The organism is Nonomuraea sp. NPDC051298, assembly GCF_055586305.1.
This window is the reverse complement of the sequence record NZ_JBVJIM010000014.1, coordinates 215,798-233,346: the sequence shown is the minus strand read 5'-3', so window position 1 is coordinate 233,346 and position 17,549 is coordinate 215,798. Positions and strand designations below refer to the sequence as shown.

18 protein-coding genes and 1 pseudogene are annotated in these 17,549 nt (G+C 71.4%); 9 read left to right on the top strand and 10 right to left on the bottom strand.

From position 1 onward, the window contains the following. Positions 1-18 precede the first annotated feature (18 nt). The 3 genes from ACZ6S0_RS34205 to ACZ6S0_RS34195 all read right to left on the bottom strand — a co-directional run bounded on the left by ACZ6S0_RS34205 (position 19) and on the right by ACZ6S0_RS34195 (position 3,404). Positions 19-1,491: a serine hydrolase domain-containing protein gene (locus tag ACZ6S0_RS34205; protein WP_465923445.1), complete on the bottom strand. Its 1,473-nt coding sequence runs from the start codon at positions 1,489-1,491 to the stop codon at positions 19-21. 78 nt (positions 1,492-1,569) lie between these two features. Further along, the gene (locus ACZ6S0_RS34200) at positions 1,570-2,232 is read right to left on the bottom strand and encodes a response regulator (RefSeq protein ID WP_465923444.1); all 663 of its coding nucleotides are present in this window, start codon (positions 2,230-2,232) and stop codon (positions 1,570-1,572) included. Then, positions 2,229-3,404, bottom strand: a complete 1,176-nt coding sequence (locus tag ACZ6S0_RS34195; RefSeq protein ID WP_465923443.1) for a sensor histidine kinase — start codon at positions 3,402-3,404, stop codon at positions 2,229-2,231. The genes ACZ6S0_RS34200 and ACZ6S0_RS34195 overlap by 4 nt, the downstream gene beginning before the upstream one ends. A 268-nt stretch (positions 3,405-3,672) precedes the next feature. Here ACZ6S0_RS34195 and ACZ6S0_RS34190 point away from each other — a divergent pair, with 268 nt between their 5' ends. The 6 genes from ACZ6S0_RS34190 to ACZ6S0_RS34165 all read left to right on the top strand — a co-directional run bounded on the left by ACZ6S0_RS34190 (position 3,673) and on the right by ACZ6S0_RS34165 (position 9,367). Then, the gene (locus tag ACZ6S0_RS34190) at positions 3,673-3,999 is read left to right on the top strand and encodes a chorismate mutase (RefSeq protein ID WP_465923442.1); all 327 of its coding nucleotides are present in this window, start codon (positions 3,673-3,675) and stop codon (positions 3,997-3,999) included. A 95-nt stretch (positions 4,000-4,094) separates the two neighbouring features. Beyond that, positions 4,095-5,510, top strand: a complete 1,416-nt coding sequence (locus ACZ6S0_RS34185; RefSeq protein ID WP_465923441.1) for a hypothetical protein — start codon at positions 4,095-4,097, stop codon at positions 5,508-5,510. Between the two features lie 103 nt (positions 5,511-5,613). Then, positions 5,614-6,315, top strand: a complete 702-nt coding sequence (locus tag ACZ6S0_RS34180) for a TetR/AcrR family transcriptional regulator (protein WP_465923440.1) — start codon at positions 5,614-5,616, stop codon at positions 6,313-6,315. Beyond that, positions 6,308-7,816, top strand: coding sequence for an FAD-dependent monooxygenase (locus ACZ6S0_RS34175; protein WP_465923439.1), 1,509 nt, complete (start codon positions 6,308-6,310; stop codon positions 7,814-7,816). The genes ACZ6S0_RS34180 and ACZ6S0_RS34175 overlap by 8 nt, the downstream gene beginning before the upstream one ends. A gap of 200 nt (positions 7,817-8,016) precedes the next feature. Next, positions 8,017-8,139: a hypothetical protein gene (locus ACZ6S0_RS34170; protein ID WP_465923438.1), complete on the top strand. Its 123-nt coding sequence runs from the start codon at positions 8,017-8,019 to the stop codon at positions 8,137-8,139. A gap of 34 nt (positions 8,140-8,173) precedes the next feature. After that, positions 8,174-9,367 (top strand): cytochrome P450, encoded by a 1,194-nt coding sequence (locus ACZ6S0_RS34165; RefSeq protein WP_465923437.1) that lies wholly within the window; start codon positions 8,174-8,176, stop codon positions 9,365-9,367. 198 nt (positions 9,368-9,565) lie between these two features. On the opposite strand, the gene ACZ6S0_RS34160 is transcribed toward ACZ6S0_RS34165, so the two are convergent. From ACZ6S0_RS34160 to ACZ6S0_RS34145, 4 genes are all read right to left on the bottom strand, one after another. Next, entirely contained in the window at positions 9,566-9,688 is a 123-nt protein-coding gene (locus ACZ6S0_RS34160) for a hypothetical protein (protein ID WP_465923436.1), read from the bottom strand. Positions 9,689-9,901: 213 nt separating this feature from the next. Next, positions 9,902-10,309, bottom strand: coding sequence for a hypothetical protein (locus tag ACZ6S0_RS34155; protein WP_465923435.1), 408 nt, complete (start codon positions 10,307-10,309; stop codon positions 9,902-9,904). 51 nt (positions 10,310-10,360) lie between these two features. Then, the gene (locus ACZ6S0_RS34150; protein WP_465923434.1) at positions 10,361-11,593 is read right to left on the bottom strand and encodes a serine hydrolase domain-containing protein; all 1,233 of its coding nucleotides are present in this window, start codon (positions 11,591-11,593) and stop codon (positions 10,361-10,363) included. A gap of 276 nt (positions 11,594-11,869) precedes the next feature. Further along, positions 11,870-12,631 (bottom strand): SDR family oxidoreductase, encoded by a 762-nt coding sequence (locus tag ACZ6S0_RS34145; protein WP_465923433.1) that lies wholly within the window; start codon positions 12,629-12,631, stop codon positions 11,870-11,872. 120 nt (positions 12,632-12,751) lie between these two features. On the opposite strand from ACZ6S0_RS34145, the gene ACZ6S0_RS34140 reads away from it, so the two are divergent. Next, positions 12,752-13,639 (top strand): LysR family transcriptional regulator, encoded by an 888-nt coding sequence (locus ACZ6S0_RS34140; RefSeq protein WP_465923432.1) that lies wholly within the window; start codon positions 12,752-12,754, stop codon positions 13,637-13,639. Positions 13,640-14,033: 394 nt separating this feature from the next. On the opposite strand, the pseudogene ACZ6S0_RS34135 reads toward ACZ6S0_RS34140, so the two are convergent. Continuing rightward, positions 14,034-14,231 (bottom strand): annotated as a pseudogene (locus tag ACZ6S0_RS34135) (sulfatase-like hydrolase/transferase); the annotation flags it as partial. On the opposite strand from ACZ6S0_RS34135, the gene ACZ6S0_RS34130 reads away from it, so the two are divergent. Together ACZ6S0_RS34130 and ACZ6S0_RS34125 are read left to right on the top strand one after the other, a co-directional pair. Continuing rightward, entirely contained in the window at positions 14,142-14,411 is a 270-nt protein-coding gene (locus ACZ6S0_RS34130; protein WP_465923512.1) for a hypothetical protein, read from the top strand. The pseudogene ACZ6S0_RS34135 and the gene ACZ6S0_RS34130 overlap by 90 nt on opposite strands. A gap of 235 nt (positions 14,412-14,646) precedes the next feature. Then, entirely contained in the window at positions 14,647-15,264 is a 618-nt protein-coding gene (locus ACZ6S0_RS34125) for a hypothetical protein (protein WP_465923431.1), read from the top strand. Between the two features lie 161 nt (positions 15,265-15,425). On the opposite strand, the gene ACZ6S0_RS34120 is transcribed toward ACZ6S0_RS34125, so the two are convergent. Both ACZ6S0_RS34120 and ACZ6S0_RS34115 read right to left on the bottom strand, forming a co-directional pair. Beyond that, entirely contained in the window at positions 15,426-17,027 is a 1,602-nt protein-coding gene (locus ACZ6S0_RS34120; RefSeq protein ID WP_465923430.1) for a multicopper oxidase family protein, read from the bottom strand. Then, complete coding sequence (locus ACZ6S0_RS34115) at positions 17,020-17,463, bottom strand: hypothetical protein (protein ID WP_465923429.1); 444 nt, start codon at positions 17,461-17,463, stop codon at positions 17,020-17,022. Before ACZ6S0_RS34115 ends, ACZ6S0_RS34120 begins: the two co-directional genes overlap by 8 nt. Between the last annotated feature and the right edge of the window lie 86 nt (positions 17,464-17,549).

Here is a 17,549-nt window from a genome sequence, read left to right as displayed (position 1 = left end):
GCCGAGTTCCCGCCCGGGTCAGTCGTTCGCCGTGGCCGGTCGTGCCGGTGCGAAGGCCGCCTGACCGGCGCGGCGGAAGCACCAGAGGCGACGGCCGAGTGCGACCGCCCCGAGCACGCAACAGGTGAGGCAGAAGAGCGCCAGCAGCGGCAGCAGCCAGACGGTGATGATCCAGTACTGGAGACTGAACGACCCCCAGACCAGCGTCGGCGGCACCGGGCCCAGCACCGTCACCAGGGCAAGGGGCACGAGCCGCAGAAGAAGCCTCGGGCGGCGTGCCGCGCGGCGTCGCGAGGCCCAGCGGCGCGCTCGGACGGCCGCGGTGACCAGCAGCGCGGCCATCCCCACCGTGAGCCCGAGCAGGACCGCGTTCACGACCGTGAGCGGGTTGCTCATCGGCGTCGCCGGCGCCCCGATGCGTTCGGCGAGAAGGTTCGTCGAGAGCAGGCTGGGGTCGCCGCCGCTGTTGGTGAGGACGAGGGCGGCCACGCCGGTCTTGGGCGAGAAGACCATGTCCCCGGTCCACGTCGCCAGCGTTCCGCCATGGCCGATCAGCGACGCCGGGGCGTCCGCCGCGACGGGGCGGGACTGCCAGCCGAGGGCGTAGTCACCGGCCTTCGGCTGGACGGTGTGCAACTCGGCCAGGGAGCCGGCGCTCAGCAGGTCCGCCCCGAAGGTTCCCTGGTTGAAGCGCAGCCACCGCACCATGTCGTCCAGGGTCGAGATCACCCCGCCGTTGCCGGCGCACATCCCCGGCATCTCCGGCGCCGCGACGGCGACCCCGAGAACGACCTCGTACGCGGACGGCAGGCCCTCGGCCCGATCGGAACACCCCAACGTCGAGCTGGTCCCGGTCATGCCCAGCGGCGCGAACAGCTCGGTGCGGAGGAAGGCGTCGAAGGACTTCCCCGACACCACTTCGACGATCCTCGCCGCGATCGAGTAGTTGGTGTTGTGGTACTCCGAGCGGGTGCCCGGATCGGCGGCCAGGGTCTTGTCGGCCAGCCCGGCCACGATTTCCCGCGGGCTGCGCGGAGGCGGGAACACGTACTCGTTGTTCGTGCTGTTCGACAGCCCCGAGGTGTGGCTGAGGAGGTGGCGCACGGTGATCCCGGTGAAGCGCGGATCGGCCAGCCTGAAGTCGGGCAGGATCTTGGTGACCGGGTCGTCCAGGGAGACGCGGTCACGGTCGACCAGCAGCATGATCGCCGTGGCCGTCATCGACTTGCTCATCGACGCGATCCGGAACCGGGTCCGCGCCGTCACCGCGTTGCCGTCCCCGTCCCGGCCGCGGACGATCGTCTCGACCGACGACCCGTCGATCACGGCCGCCGCGACACCCGGCGTGCCGAAGACGGAGCGGTAGTCGTCGACCAGTCGCTCGCCGGTGGCATGGGCCGGTGCCGTCCAGCCGAGCAGCACTGCGACGAGCACACCGCCGAGGACGAGGAGGGAGGTCACACGGGGAAAGCGCAGACGTGGGAAACGCACGACGTCGAACCTAGGCCGGACGCCACCGGCCGGCATCACCCTACGGGGTGAGACGGCACCACCCGGCAGGATGGAATCTCAGCCGGGCAGATCGTTGCGACCCACCAGCCCGTTCTCGTACGCGTGGATCACCGCGTGCACGCGGTCGCGCAGGTCCAGTTTCTGCAGGATGGCCCGGACGTGCGACTTCACCGTGTTCTCGCTCAGCACCAGTTCCGCGCAGATCTCGCTGTTGGACCTGCCGCGGGCGAGCAGGCCGAAGATCTCGACCTCGCGTGGGGTGAGGCCGTCCAGGGCGGCCGTCCTCCGCATCGGCACCTGCCGTACGAGATCCAGGATCGTCGCGGCCACCCCCGGGGCCAGCGCCGACGTCCCGGAGGCGACGTCACACACGGCCTGGGCCAGGGCGGCGGGCCGGACGTCCTTGGTCAGGTAGCCGCTCGCGCCGGCCCGGATGGCGGCCACGACCAGTTCGTCGTCATCGAACGTCGTCAGCATGAGCACCCGGGTCGCCGGCGCGATCCTGACGATCTCCGCCGTGGCGGCGACCCCGTCCATGCGCGGCATGCGGATGTCCATCAGCACCACGTCGAGGCGGTGCCGCCGGACGACCTCGATCGCTTCGCCGCCGTTCGCGACGTCGTGGGTGACCTCGATGCGTTCGTCGGCCGACAGCACCGTACGGAGCGAGGCCCGCAGCAACTCCTGATCGTCGACGAGCATGACCTGGATCCCGGTCATGTCCCCTCCTTCGTGGGGAGCCTCGCCCGCAGCGCCCATCCGTCGTCCCCTTCGTCGATCGACAGGGTGCCGCCCGCGGTACGCACACGTTCCCCGATCCCCATCAGGCCGGTCCCCTGGCCGCCCACGTCGCGAAGCTCCTTGCCGCCGTCGTCGCGCACCTCCACCACCACCTCGGCCGGGGTCCAGCGCAGGCGAACGGTCACCTCGACCGGTGGTTCGAGGTGGCGCAGCGCGTTGGTGATGCCCTCCTGCACGGTCCGGACCGCCGCGACCTCGGCACTCAGGCTCAGTGGCCGTCGCTCACCCACCTCAGCGAACGTCACCGCATGGAGCGGGCTCGCCGCCGAGGCCACGAGGTCGGGGAGGGCATCGAGCGAGATCGGGACCTCTCCGGGCCGGGAAGCGGCGCGCGCCGCCACGGTGGCCGGGCCCAAGGTGGCCAGCATCGCTCGCAGACCTTGGTGGGCGTCCCGGCCGACCTCGGCGATGTCGCCGAGTTCGCGGCGGGTCGCCGGATCCGCCGTCGTCACCGCCGCGGCCTCGATCCGCGCGACCATGACGGTGACCGTGTGGGCGATCACGTCGTGCAGGTCGCGGCGGATGCCGGCCCGTTCGTCCGCGACCGCCGCGGCCAGTCGTTCGCTCTCGGCCAGCCGGCCGGTCTCGTGCCTGCGGCGTACCAGCAGGGCCGCGAGCCACACGCCGCCGACCACGAGCATCAGCAGCCCGCCCTCGACCAGGCGGTCCCACACGGGGGTGTCAGGGGGCAGCCGGGCCCACGACACCAGTTCGGTGAGGACGATCCCGAGCGCGGCGACGGCCAACGCGGCCGCCGAGGACCTGACCGAGACCAGGCTGGTCAGCCGCCACAACGTGAGGGGGAAGCACACGGCCGAGGGCAGCATGCTCGGCGACCAACCCGGGAAGGGCGTCAACACCAGAACGAGCATGGCCAGCGCGCCGATCGCGTACCCTGCCCACGGTCGTCGACGGGCCACCACCGCTCCCGCATGGAGCAGGACGACGGCACCCGCGGCGGCGACGATCTGCCACAGGTCCGCGCCGAGGTGCCATGCGCCCGCCAGGATGATCACCGTCAGGAGAGCCAGGAGCACGTGCGCCGTCACCGTCGTCGCCGGCCAGGTGCTCCGGCGCTGGGAGGCTGTCATGGTCGTCGCCTTCCGGTGGGCTCGTGGTGGGGAGCCGTACCTGGCTCGACGTGCCACAGGATAGCCAGCGGCGGGCAGGCCGATGCCGGTGCCCCGGGCACGGACCCGTCGACGAGCTGCCTCATCGAACGCCGCGCCGTCGAGGCGACCGGCGCTTCGGAAGACCGCGCGCTCGGTGATCTTCCTCGGTCCGTCGGTGCTAGGTTTGCCGTGTTCGGTCGCGGACCGGCCGCTGGCGGCGGCCCCGAATCCGACAGGAGGATCCCCCGTGTCCGACCCCGCGTCCCTGGTCGAGGTGCGCGCACGAATCGACGCGCTCGACGGTGAACTGGTCCGGCTCCTGGCGGACCGGCAGGCTCTGGTCCGGCAAGCGGCCGCGTTCAAGGCCGACGAGCACGCTGTACGCGCGCCCGGCCGGGTCGAGCAGGTCGTCCGGGCGGCCCGGGAGCGCGCCGCGAGCGCCGGGTTGTCCCCGAGCGTGGCCGAGGCCGTGTGGCGCGCCATGATCACCGCCTTCATCGATCTCGAACTGGCCGAGCACCGAGCCGGTGCTCCCTCCGGGGACGCCGGCGACGGCCAGGACGGAGAGCGCTGAGGGCGCCCGCAGGACACCGCACCGGCATACCGGCGACATACCGGTGCTTCCTAGGCTGACGGGCACTCGTCTACGGATCATGCTGAAGGAATCTCGTGTCCCGTTCTGTGCTCGTCATGGTCGTCGCGTCACTGCTGTCGATGCTCCCCGGTGTGCTCCCCGGTGTGGCCCACGCCGAGGCTCCCGCTGTGGTGGGGACAGAGGGAAACCTCGTACGGGAGGTGGAGCCGCGGGCCGACGGGATCAGGCACGTCGACACCAAGGCGATGATCGCGGGGTTGACGGCGCTCAAAGCCAACACCTACGTCTATCCGATGGCCGGCGACAACGTTCACTGGGAGGACCTGCGCGACGAGTTCCTGCCGGCCGCCGCCACCGCCGGGATCAAAGTCTGGGTACTGGTGTACGCGCCGAGCCAGGCGGTCTGTTGCGTCTCCCGGCCGTACAAGCACGACTACGTGACATGGGCACGCGAGATCGCCACGCTCTCCAAGAGCCACCCGAACCTGGTCGGCTGGACCGTGGACGACTACGGCCACGACCCCAAGACGTTCACGCCCGCGTACGTCAGGCAGATGAGCGCGGCCGCCAAGGCGGTCAACCCCTCGTTGAAGTTCGTCCCCACGGTCTACTACAGCCAGTTCACCGACGCGTTCATCGCTGAGCAGGCCCCGTTGCTGGATGGAGTGATCTTCCCCTTCCGGGACGAGCCGCACCGGGACACGTCGTGGACATGGAGCCTGTCTTATCAGGTCAAACAGCTCGCCAAGCTACTTCCCGGCACCGACGTCTACCTGATGCCGTACGCCCACCCGCTGAGCCACGCCGCCCAGAAGCCGACGGTCGCCTACGTCGAGGCCGTCACCAAGAAAGCTCTCGAGCACGTCCGCGCGGGTGAGCTGTCCGGCGTCGTGCAGTACAAACTTCCCTTCGTGTCCCGCGACGCCGGGTGGACGCGCCCCGCGAGCGACAACCTCGCCCGCACCGGCAACGGGCGGCTGAGCTTCGTCGTCCAGGGAAGCACCGCCACCACGCCGGGCATGTGGTGCGGCGCGAGCCGGAAGGTCCAGCTCACGTCCGGCGCCACCAGGCGCAGCGTGAGCTTCTGGCACGGGGACGGCCGCGGCCCTGACAACCCGGCCGGGTACCACGTGAAGCAGCTTCTCCTCAACGGCAAGGTGGTGTGGGAGCAGGACGTCGCCGCCAACGACCACGCCTGGCAGAAGGCCACGGTCGACCTGACGACCAGGCTGGCCGGGGCGACGAGCGCGACGCTGGAGTGGCGGCTGTACGAGCGCAAGGGCGTGAGCGACTACTTCGTCGACGTCAGCGTGGACGACATCGTGGCCACGGGCCTGCAGTTGAGCGACCCGGGCGTGGAGAACGCCGTCACCTGGACCGCCGGCCTGGCCCGGCGAGGCGGTCCGGTCTACTGCTCCGCCCAGGTCTACCACCAGAACTACGGCGCGGACCTCGGCGCACGGATCGCCACGCTGTACGCCGCCGGGTAGTCGCGGATTTGCCGCTTTCGACCAGCCGGCCCTGGAACAGGCCCGCGGCCGCGACGGATTTCGTGGTCTAGAAAGTAAGCGATCGATCACATATATTTCGGCCATGAGCACGGAACCTCAACGGAACCGGCCCCGACGGCCGGGACGCCCGCCCAAGTCCGAGGCCCAGGACACCAAGGGCGCGCTGATCGAAGCGGCGCTGGACCTGTTCGCCCGGCACGGCTACGGCGGCACCTCGGTACGCGGCATCGCCCAGGCCACTGGGCTGAGCGAAAGCGTCCTCTACCGGCATTTCGCGAACAAGCAGGCGATCTTCGAGGAGGTGCTGTTCCAGGCCGGCGTCGGGCTGTTCACCAGCCAGCGCGCGCTGGTGGACCCCGCGCTGGCGGCACACGATCCCGCCGCCTTCCTGCGCGCCCTGGCCAGGAACCTGGTGACCGCCTGGACCGAGCCCCGCAACCGCCTGCTGACCAGCATCCTGGTCAGGGCCATCGGCGACAGCCACCTCCAGGTGATCTCGACGTTCAAGACCGCCCAGGAGGAGATGGGCCGCCTGATCGCCCACTGGATCAGCGCCGGCCTCATCCCGCCCGACCGCGGGAGGCCCGAACAGCTCGCGTGGGAGCTGTTCGCGCCGGTCGCGTTCGTCCGGCTGCTGTACCTGCACGCCGAAGCCGACCCGGAGACGCAGCGGGCCGGACACGAGCTCGTGCTGGCCCATGCCGAATTCTTCATCGCCCGGGTGCTGCCCACCTCGACCAAGCCGACAGACGTTTCGAACGACTCGGGAGACGGCCATGACTGACACCCAGGTCCTCGTGGTGGGCGCGGGCCCCACAGGGCTCATGCTGGCGGCCGAACTGGCCCTTCGGGGCGTCACATGCCGTGTCCTGGAGCAACGCGCCGAGGAGTCGAACCTCACCCGCGCCTTCGGGGTGCACGCGCGGACACTGGAACAGCTCGACATGCGCGGGCTCGCCGACCCGCTGGTGACGCGGGGAATCCAGGTCGCGGAGATCCGGCCCACCTTCGGCCGGACCTCGGTACGGCTACCGATGCGGCACCCGGAAAGCCGGTTCCCCTTCGTCCTGATCGTCGCGCAGGCGCGTACCGAGGCCGTGCTGGCCGAACGGGCCCGCGCGCGGGGAGTGGAGATCGTACGCGGCGCCAAGGTCGTGGACGTGCGGGAAGACGGCGACGGCGTCGAGGTGACGATCGCAGGGCCCGGCGGCACGCGAACGGAGCGGGCCGGCTACGTGATCGGCTGCGACGGCGCCCACAGCCAGGTCAGGCAGAGCATGGGCGTGGGGTTCTCCGGGTCCGCCTACGCCACGCACATCCTGCTCGCCGATCTCCGCCTGGCGGACGCCGACGTGACGGCCGTGCGGACCTTCGTGGGACGCGACGGCATGGTGCTGATGCCGCCCTTCGGCGACGGCTGGGTACGCGCGGTCATCTGGGACCGCCGGCGCCAGGACGTGCCGCTCCACGAGCCTCTGGGCATCGAGGAGGTGTCCGCGTCGCTGAACCGGCTGGCCGGTCACGACCTCGGCGTCCGTGAAATGCGATGGTCGACCCGCTTCCTCAGCGAGCGCCGCCAGGCGGACGCCTACCGCAAGGGGCGCGTGTTCCTGGCCGGCGATGCCGCCCACGTTCACTCTCCGCTCGGCGCCCTCGGCATGAACACCGGCATCCAGGACGCGACGAACCTGGGCTGGAAGATCGCCGCCGCGGTCCACGGCTGGGCCGCGCCCTGGCTCCTGGACTCCTACCACCGCGAACGCCACCCCGTCGGCGCGGCCGCCCTCCGCCTCACCGACCTGCTCCAGCGCATCAGCGTGGCACCGGCCCCCATCCGGGCCATCCGCCCCCTTCTGGCGCGAGGCGCGCTCGCCGTTCCCGCGATCAGCAACACGCTGCGCCGACGCGTGGCGGGCCTGTCGATCGCGTATCCACCGCAGGACCCCGAGCACGCGCACGCCTGGGAAGGCCGCCGAGTCCCCGATGCCCGGCTGTCCACCGGCCGGCTGTACGAAGCACTACGTCACGGCCGGTTCCTGCTGGTCCAGCGCGGCCACACCGAGCCACTGGACACCGGCGACCGGGCCGACCGTCTCGACGTGGCGTGCCTGGCCGAGACGGCGGACTCCGCAATCCCGGCGGTGATGCTGGTCAGACCCGACGGATACGTCGCCTGGGCCGGAGACGACGGCACCGAAGATCACCCCGACGAGGTCCGCACCGCGTTATCCCAGTGGTGCGGACCAGCCCAAAACACACCACGACCGCATGAAGGGAACAGGTGACCGTCGATCCGGACGCGCCGCCCCTCCGGCACGTCCGGCTGAGCAGCGGCTGGGCCAGGCCCCTGTCCCGGGCCCCAGGGTGGCGCAGGCCGTGGTGACACCGGCGGCCCACCCGCGATCACCGTCGCCTCCGAACTTCTCTGCCCGAGGCCGTCCCCCCGGCGGGTGCTCGTTCGTCAACCGAACATGAGCACTCCCCGGTGGCGGGTCCCTTGCGGGTGCTGGTCGATGACGTGCGGCGGCTGGACCGGTGCTCGGCTGCGGTGTCGTCGTCGGTGGCGCGCCGGTCGCGCGCCGAGGGCATCGCGCCGCGCGGGGTGTGATCGCGGAGTCAATCACAGAACGGATGGACCGACGATGACGCAAGCGAAGGAACTGCCGTTGCAGCAGCGGCGGAACGGATTCGACCCGGCCGAGGAACTGGCCCGGGCCCGCGACGGCGAGGGCGTGGTCCAGGTGGAGACGCCCTGGGGCCTCCCCGCGTACCTGGTCTGCCGCCACGAGGACGTCCGCCGGGTGCTGTCGGATCCGGTCCGGTTCAGCAGCGCCCTGACCCCGCTCCGCGGAACCGGCGCGCTGGACCCCGACGAGGTGGCCAGGCTGCGCGCCGGCCAACTGATCGGGTTAGACCCGCCCGAGCACACCCGGCTGCGCCGACTGCTCACCCCGGAGTTCACGGTACGGCGCATGAGCAGGCTCGAGCCGCGGATCACCGAGATCGTCCAGTCGGCCCTGGACGACCTGGAACGGGCGGGCAAGCCGGCCGATCTGATGGCGCACTTCGCCATGCCGGTGCCGTCCCTGGTGATGTGCGAGCTGCTGGGCGTGCCCTACGCCGACCGCGCCGACTTCCAGGCTCGCTCCACGCGCCTGCTGGGCACCTCCTTGTCGGCGGAGGAGCTGAACGCGGCGCGGAGGGAGGATCGCGCCTACATGGCCGACCTGGTCGCCCGCGCGCAGGCCGACCCGGGCGAGGACCTGCTGGGCATGCTGGTACGCGAGCACGGCGACGAGCTAAGCGCCGACGAGCTGACCGGTGTCGCCGGGCAGTTGCTGCTGGCCGGGCACGAGACCACCGCGCACATGCTCGGCCTGGGCACCCTGGCCCTGCTGCGGCACCCGGACCAGATGGCGATGATCCGCGAGGACCCGGCGCGGATCGAGCCCGCCGTCGAGGAACTACTGCGGTGGCTGTCCATCTCGCAGTCGCCTCCGCCCCGCACCACCTCGACCGAGGTGGAGATCGCCGGGCAGGTCATCCCCGCGGGCGCGCTGGTCATCTGCTCGCTTCCCGCCGCCAACCGCGACCCTGCCTTCACCGGCGACCCGGACCGGCTCGACGTCACCCGGGAGGCCGCCGGTCATGTCGCGTTCGGCCACGGCGTGCACCACTGTCTGGGGGCGCCGCTGGCGCGGATGGAGATGCGCATCGCCTTCCCCGCGCTGCTCCAGCGGTTCCCCGCCCTCGCCCTGGCCGACCCGTACGAGCAGGTGGACTACCTGGCCTTCAGCGTCGTGTTCGGCTTGAACTCGCTACGGGTGACCTGGTGAGCCCACAGGCATGGGGAGCTGACACCGTCCGCGACGGCGAGCGGATCGCCGCGGATGGAGGGCGGATGCGGGAGGCCGGTGAGAACCCGGTCAGCCGACTGACGTGTGGGCGGGTCGGCGCTTCATAGCGTCGAGAGGCGCACCTGTCCGCTTGGTCGCAACCGGCGGACGGGGATCCCGTACTGAAAGGAGGTGTGGTCATGCGACGCGACCGTTCGGATGAACAGCCGCGGCCTCGGCGAGCGCATCCGGGGCGTTTCCGGCCACGCCGGAGAACCGGACACCGAGCTTCGGCGCATCGAGATCGGCGATGGGGATCACCTTCTGCGGGTCCCCGGTCAGGTCCGACGAGTTGAGGCGCCCCTCTCCGTACGGAACGGGGGCGCGACTCGGAGAGGGTGATCCGGGACTGGCCCGGTCGCCGCTCGGGGCGTCGTGCCCACGGTCGCGGCCGACTGTGGCCGCGACCGTGGGCGTGACCGCGGCGAGGAGCCCTCGCCGTTTGAGGCCGTCGCCCGGTGGGTGGGCGTGCGGTCAAGCGGCGTCGAGGGCTTCGGTGATCTTGCGGGTCATGTCGGCCGTGGTGGGGCTGGGCGGGGCCTGGTGGGTGCGGCCGGCTGCTTCGACGGCGACGAGGACGGTGCGGCGGAAGTTGTCGGCCTCGGCCGGGTCCTGCTGCCTGAGCAGGCTCATGGCCGCGGTCAGGGCGGGCAGTACCTGGTCGGCGATCGCGGCTACCGATGCGGTGTCCAGCTTGATGTCCTTGGGATAGGTGGCGAGCACGTGCCCGATCGGGCCGGTGGCGGAGGCCAGGGCGATGGAGCCCTCGGTGGCGGTCTTGTGGGGCTTGCCTGCGGCGTCGGCGGCGGACATCAGGGTGACGGCGCCGTAGGCGGCGGTGCGCAGGGTGAGCTTGTCCTGGTCGGTGAGGGTGATGGACATGATGGTGTACTCCTTCGAATGCGGTGGGGACGAACGGCGTGGAAAGCGGCGTCAGTCGTCGATGGCCTGGTAGAGGGTGGTCCAGAAGTCGTTCATCAGGTGTGCCGGGCTGGGGACGGAGTAGCCGAGCTGGCAGAGGAGGATGCCGGTGAGCTGGTTGGCCGGGTCGGCGTAGCTGGAGGTGCCGCTGCCGCCGTCCCAGCCGAACTGGCCGATGGGCGCGTAGTCGCCGCGGTAGGTGCGTACGGCCATGCCGAAGCCCCAGCCGCCCTGCTGTCCCTGGCCGAAGGAGAGGTGGACGTTGTCGGTGGCCATGGTGGTGCGGGCGGCGTTCTGCTCGGGGGTGAGCCGGTTGGTGGTCATCAGCTCGACCGCGGGCCGGGACAGGATCCGCTTGCCCTGGTGGGTGCCGCCGTTGAGCAGCATCTGGAAGTAGGCGTGGTAGTCGTCGGCGGTGGAGACCAGTCCGCCGCCGCCGCCCTGGAAGGCCGGAGGGCTGCTCCACCGTCCGTTCTCGGGTTCGTCCCAGGCGAGGAACTCGCCGGTGGCCGGGTCGGGCGCGTACAGGGTGGGCAGCCGGTCGATCTGGTCGGCGGGCACGTGGAAGCCGGTGTCCTTCATGCCGAGGGGTTCGAAGATGCGCTCGCGCAGGAACTCCTCGAAGGATTGGCCGGTGACCCTGGCCGTCAGTACGCCGACCAGGTCGTTGCTGATCTGGTACTGCCAGCGCTCGCCGGGCTGGTACTGCAGCGGCAGTTCGCCCAGGCGGCGCATCCACTCATCCGGGTCGGGCTGCGGCTCCGGGCCTGAGGGGGTGAGGTTGTGCGCGAAGACGGCGTTCATGATCGGGGTGCCCAGCGACGCCACGTCCATGCCGAGCCCGAAGGTGGAGCTGAGCACGTCCCGTACGGTGATCGGGCGGCGGGCCGGGACGGTGTCGTCGAGGGGGGCGTCGGGCCGTGTCAGCACCTGACGGCCGGCCAGTTCGGGCAGCCACTCGTCCACCACGTCGTCCAGTCGCAGCCGGCACTCGTCCAGCAGCACCATCGCCGCCGCCATCGACAGCGGCTTGGAGGTGGAGGCCATCCGGAAGATCGTGTCCCGGCGCATCGGCGCGCCGCCGTCGTGCCGCATGGTGCCGAGCGCTTCGACGTGTGTGTGTCCGTTGCGGCTGACCAGGGCGACCAGGCCGGGGATCTTCCCGGACTCGACATGCCGTGCCAGCACCGCACGCAGCCTGCGCAGTCCCGTGGCGGAGAAGCCGCTGTCGCTGTGTCCCATCATGAGTCTCCTTGCCTTCAGTGTTCGATCGGTGTCCGATCGGTGTTCGATCTGGGGAAGCCTCGTCCTGGCGTCGGCGTTCACGGGTGTCCGTGCGCGCCGCGCGAGGCCGGGGTGGGTTCGGTGGGCCCGGTTCGCGACCTGGGTCGCGATCGGTGGACCGTTCATGGCGTCAACCATCGCCGGTCGCGCTGATATCGGACCGTCGCCGTCCTGACGCCGCCGCTGACACGTCCCCGCAGGCGTTCGCGGGGTTGGGCGGCGGGGTGGCTTGTCGGTTCAGATGCGGGGGCCGAGGAAGCAGCCGCCGGAGGCGTCGATGGTCTGGCCGGTGACCCAGCGGCCGGCTTCGCCCGCCAGGAAGGCGACGACGTCGGCGATGTCGGTGGGTTGTCCGGTTCGGGGGATGGCGTTGCCGTTGCCGACCATGTGCTGGATTTCGGGGTTGTCGAGCATCCATGGGTTCATGTCGGTGGCGGTCGGGCCGGGTGCCACGGCGTTGACGGTGATGCCTCGTGCGCCGACGGCCTGGGCGAGGGAGCGGCTGAGTGCTTCGAGGGCGGCCTTGCTCATCGCGTACGGCTGCTCGGGTGTGGCGATTCTGGTGGCCGCGGTGGACAGGTTGATGATGCGGCCGTCGTCGTTGAGCAGGGGCAGGGCTCGCTGGATGATGAACAGTGGTGCTTTGGTGTTGATCGCGATCAGGCGGTCGAAGGTCTCCGGGGTGATCGTCTCGATCGAGTCGGCGGTGATGGCGGCGTTGTTGACGAGGATGTCCAGCCGCGCCTGGCCGGTCCGCGTGAGCAGGCCCGCCTCCAGAGCGGTGAACAGGGTGTCCACGTCTCCGGCCACGCCCAGTTCGGCGCGGAGGGGGAAGGCCCGGCCGCCGTCCTGCTCGATCAGGCGCACGGTCTGGCGGGCGGCTGCCTCGTTGCTGCCGTAGTGCACGGCCACGAGTGCCCCGTCGGCGGCCAGGCGTCGCGCGATGGCCCGGCCGATCCCCCGTGAGGCCCCGGTCACCAGCGCCGTCTTGGTCGTCATCTCGTCACTCCAGAGTGTCTGAAACCGTCCGGCCACTAGGATCGACGCGAACAACCACCCGAAACAACGACAAAGTACGCAAGGTCGCATTAACCCCTGGGTTAATGTCAAAGGAGGATCGTGGAGCTTCGCGACATGGAGATCTTCCTGACCCTGGCCGAAGAGCTGCACTTCGGCCGGACCGCCGAACGGCTGCGCGTGAGTCCCGCCCGCGTCACCCAGGCCATCAAGAAACAGGAACGCCAGATCGGCGCCCCGCTGTTCGAGCGCACCAACCGCACGGTCCGGCTGACCCCGCTCGGCCGGCAACTCCGCGACGACCTCTGGCCCGTCTACACCGGCCTGCGGGACGGCATGCGCCGCGCCAAACTCGCCGCCCAGGGCATCACCGCCGTGCTCCGCGTCGGCATGCTCTCCGTCAACGCCCACGACCTGCGCCCCTACTGGGACACCTTCCACACCCGCCACCCGCAGTGGAAGCTGCGGATCCAGCACGCCTCCTTCGTCGACCCGTTCGCCGGGCTGCGCCGCGGCGACCTCGACGTCCTGGTCTGCTGGCTGCCGGTCGAGGAACCCGACCTGACGGTGGGCCCGGTCCTGTTCACCGAACCGCGGGTGCTGGCCGTGGCCGCCGAGAGCGAACTCACCCGCCGCACCTCCGTCTCGCTGGAGCTGCTCGCCGACTTCCAGCACAGCGACGCCCCATCGGTGCCGGACTACTGGGCCGAGGGCTTCATCCCGTCCCAGACCCGCTCGGGACGCCGGATCGAACGCGGCCCCTTGGTGACCAACACCGAGGAGATCCTCGCCCTGGCCAGCACCGGGGAACTCGTCAACCTCTTTCCCGCCCACATGGTCCGCTACTGGAACCGGCCCGACATCGCCTACCTGCCCGTCCGAGACCTCGACGCCCTGCCGTACGCGCTGGTGTGGCGTACCGAGACCGAGAACGACCTCGTCCGGGCCCTCGCCCGAGTCGCCGCCGACCTCGGCACCCTCGTCGCCTGAACGGCGCCTCCGGCCACGTCGCCTCGGCCGGGCAGCTTGAGTAACGGGGCCACAGGGCTCGCCGGTAGCCCTCGGCCAGGAACGTCACTCCAGCCGGGCGCCGCGGCCGCCAGAGGCTCGGACGAACGAAGGAAGCGCAGGTCCTCCATGACCAGGGCGACATCGGTGCCGCCGCCGCGGCGGAGGGCCGTGGCCGGCGCGTCCAGGTCGGACCAGCGGGACGGGCGGAGGCGGACGCGGTAGCCGTCTCCGGCGGGCTCCAGGGTGAGGGCCTCGCCGATGGCCAGCCTGCTCTCCGGGAGGTGGGCCGCGGTCGCTCCGGCGGCTGGCCGACCTTGCCGAGGATGCCGGTCAGGTAGCCGCGCGGGCGTAGCAGGTCGTTCAGGATGGGGACGTCGTCGCGGATCGGTTCGAAGCCCTCGGCGCCATTGCGGTGCGGGTAGCGGCCGGTCAGCATCGCCGAGCGGCTCGGCTGGCAGATGGCCACGGGTACGTGCGCGCGGTGGAAGCCGACGCCCTGGCCGTACAGCCGGTCGATCGCCGGGGTGAGGTCGGCCCGGCCGCCGAAGCAGCCAGGGATGTCGCCGCCCAAGTCGTCGACGGTGAACAGCAGGATGTTCGGCTCCGTCTGCGCGGAGTCGCCACGGGCCGGGGGCGCCGCCACGACGAGCGGGGTGGCAGCAGCGGCCGACAGCAAGGTGCGCCGGGTGATCGCTGGTGCTTGGTTCACTCCATGATCATTTTCTTCGCGGACAACCACTCCAAGGTCTAACCGGGCGGGCGTTTCCTGCCTGTTTCCGCGCCGAGCAGCCGGCGTCCATTCGGTCGCGCCACGCGCCCGGCCACCGGGGACCGGTCATCTGGCGGATGCCCCGGACCCGGCGGCTCTTCTAACGTCATGGGCATGGCGGTCCAGGGTCACGAGCCGGGACGCCTGCCACACCGAAGGGGCCGATCATGGATCACGTGACGAACCCGGGCTTCGCCCGGTGCGCCGGAGGGCCGGGATGAGCCGGAGACGCAGGCCCGGGGGGCACCATGCGCAGCGCTACGAAGGCTGGCAGGCGCGCTCGAAACGGCTGTACCCGCTTTCCGCGCACGCGGTGCTGCATCGGCCGGTCGGGGGTCTGTGGCCCGGGGGCAACCCGTTCATGTGGGAGTTCGTCTACTGGCCGGCGCTCGCGCGCGGCGGCCCGGCGGCCCGGCTCCTCGGGCTCGTCTTTCCGGTGACGTGCGCCACGGTCAGCCTGGCCTGCCGGTTCATGTTCGACGATCTCAACCCCGTCATGATCGCCGTCCTGCTGGTGGCCGGTTTCGGCATCCTGCTGGCGCCTTCGCTGGGGGCCTGCTGCCTGCTGCGGCGCCCGTACTGGCAGCCGGGCGTGGTGAGCATGGTGCTGCTCGGCTTCGGGGTCGGGCTCCCGCTGCTGTTCCTCTCCCAGGCGCTCACCGATGGGTTGCCACGCCAGTCGGTCGCGGCGGTGGTGCTGGACTGGGCCACGGTGCAGAGCCTGTTCATGGTACTCAGCCCGATTGTGGCGTTGGTGCTGTGGATGCCTGTGGCGGTGGCCCGCTTCCGGCGCTCACGCGGCTCCCGCTCCCGAAACCGCCTCACCCACCGCTAGCCACCAGGCGCTGGAAGATGACGTGCGCGCCTGACGCCGCCGTCTCCGGCCCGACGCCGCGACCGCCCCGCTGCGCCTGCCCCAGCCGCTGCGCGCCCTGCGGTCGCCGGCGGCGTTCGGCTCGGCGGTCTGGCTCACCGGCTCGCGCGGGTCGCCCGGGGTCAGGTGATCTCGAGGTTGGCCATCATGCCCATGTCCTCGTGTTCGGCGTTGTGGCAGTGGAAGAGGTAGCGGCCGCGGTAGCCGTCGAAGCGGGTGATGATCTCCACCGACTCGGCGGGCCGCAGGGAGACGGTGTCCTTGAGCCCCGCGTCGTGGGGGAGCGGTGGCCGGCCGTTGCGCGAGAGCACCCGGAAGCCTGCCAGGTGCAGGTGGACGGGGTGGTGGACGTCGGCGACCAGCCGCCACACCTCGACGTCGCCGAGCCTGGTGGTGAGGTCGGAGCGGGCCGGGTCGAACGGCAGCCCGCCGATCAGCCAGCCGTGCCCGCCGCCCATCCTCCCGACGCGGAAGGCGAGGTCGCGCACCCTGACGGCGTCCGACGGCCGCCAGGAGGGCAGGTCGGCGGACAGGGTCGCGGGGACGCGGCTGTCGTCGGCGGCCTCGCGCGCGACGCGGAAGGCCAGCACGTCGCGGGTACGGCCGGTGCCGAGCCGGTTGACCATCCTGACGAGGCCGCCGACGGGGACGACGGAGAAGTCGACGACCACGTCGTAGCGTTCGGCGGGCGCGACCGGCAGCAGCCGGTGGGTGACGGGGGCGGCGAGCAGCCCCTGGTCGGCGCCGATCTGGACGAGGTCGAGGCGGCGTCCGTCGTCGGTGACCGCTTCGAGCTCGTAGTGCCGGGCGTTGGAGGCGTTGAGCACGCGCAGCCGGTAGCGGGCGGCGTCGACCTCGTGCACGGGCCACGGGGCGCCGTTGACCAGGATCACGTCTCCGAGCACCCCGGCGACGTACGGCTCGTGCACGCCGGGCCGTACGCGCAGGGTGGGGTCGAGGGCGGGGTAGGCGAGGCTGCCGTCGGCGGCGAACGCGCGGTCGGCGATCATGAGCGGCAGCTCGCGCGGCCCGGCGGGCAGGCCGAGCGCCTCCTCGGCGTCGTCGCGGACGATCTGCAGTCCGGCCAGCCCCCGCCAGATCGCCGGGGCGGTGAAGTCCATCCGGTGGTCGTGGTACCACAACAGCGTCGGCCGCTGGTCCAGCGGGAAGGTGTAGTCACGCGTCAGCGTGGTCACCACGGCCCGCGGGTCGCGCATGCCGTGCCCGCCGTGCCCCGTCTCCTGGTGGGGCTCCTGCCAGCCCTCGGGCAGGACGAGGTCGGTCGGGTAACCGTCGGAGTCGGCCGGGGTACGTCCGCCGTGCAGGTGCACGACGGTCGGCACGGGCAGGGTGTTGCGGTGCGTCACGGTGACCGGCCGGCCGCGGCGCGACTCGATCGTGGGCCCGGGGAAGGTGCCCTCGTACGTCCACAGCGGTGTCCTGACGCCGGGCAGGATCTCCGCGGTCGCCTCGCGCTGGGTGATCTCGTAGCGGTCGGCGCCGCCCGAGGTGGCGACCGGCCTCAGCACGGGGGGCAGCGGCAGCGGCACCTGGAACGGCGGCGGCAGCGGTACGGCGCTGCGCAACTCCGCACCCGTGATCGACGGCCGGCGGGCCAGTGCGGCCGAGGCCGACAGCCCGGTGGCCGCCATCAGCCCGAGGGCCCCGCCGATGCCCAGCGCCCGCCGCCTGGTGACGCCGCGGCCCGCGTCGCGCTCACGCATCACGGGCCGCCTTCCGGGTGCCGGGCCGCCGCCCGAGGGGCCGGAACCAGACGGCGATGAACAGCACGACGAGCGCGGCGACGGTCATCACCCCCAGCGGGAGGTGCAGCCACAGCGCGCCGTCCAGCCCGGCGAAGTACTGCGCGGTCTCGGCCGCCACCACGCCCGACGTGGCCAGGAACGGCCAGACCTGACGCAGCCGGACCCACACCACGACCGCCACGATCACCTGCAGGTAGCCGATGGAGGTGACCACGTCGGCGCCGAGCGCGTGCCAGCGCAGGCCGTCGAAGTCACCGGTCAGGTAGAGCCCGGCGAACACCGGCTGGGCGGCGATCGCCGCCGCGTGCGCGCTGACGACGGCCCGCAGCGTCCATCCCGCGGGTCTCGTCCGGTGCGCGGCATCGGAGCCAGGACCGCCGGCCACGGTGAGCATGAGGGATCCTCCACGGTGCTGAGTCGTCCATGTGCGAACCCCTCGACAGTATGGCTGTGACGCTATCCTGTCTAAGATTAATATTG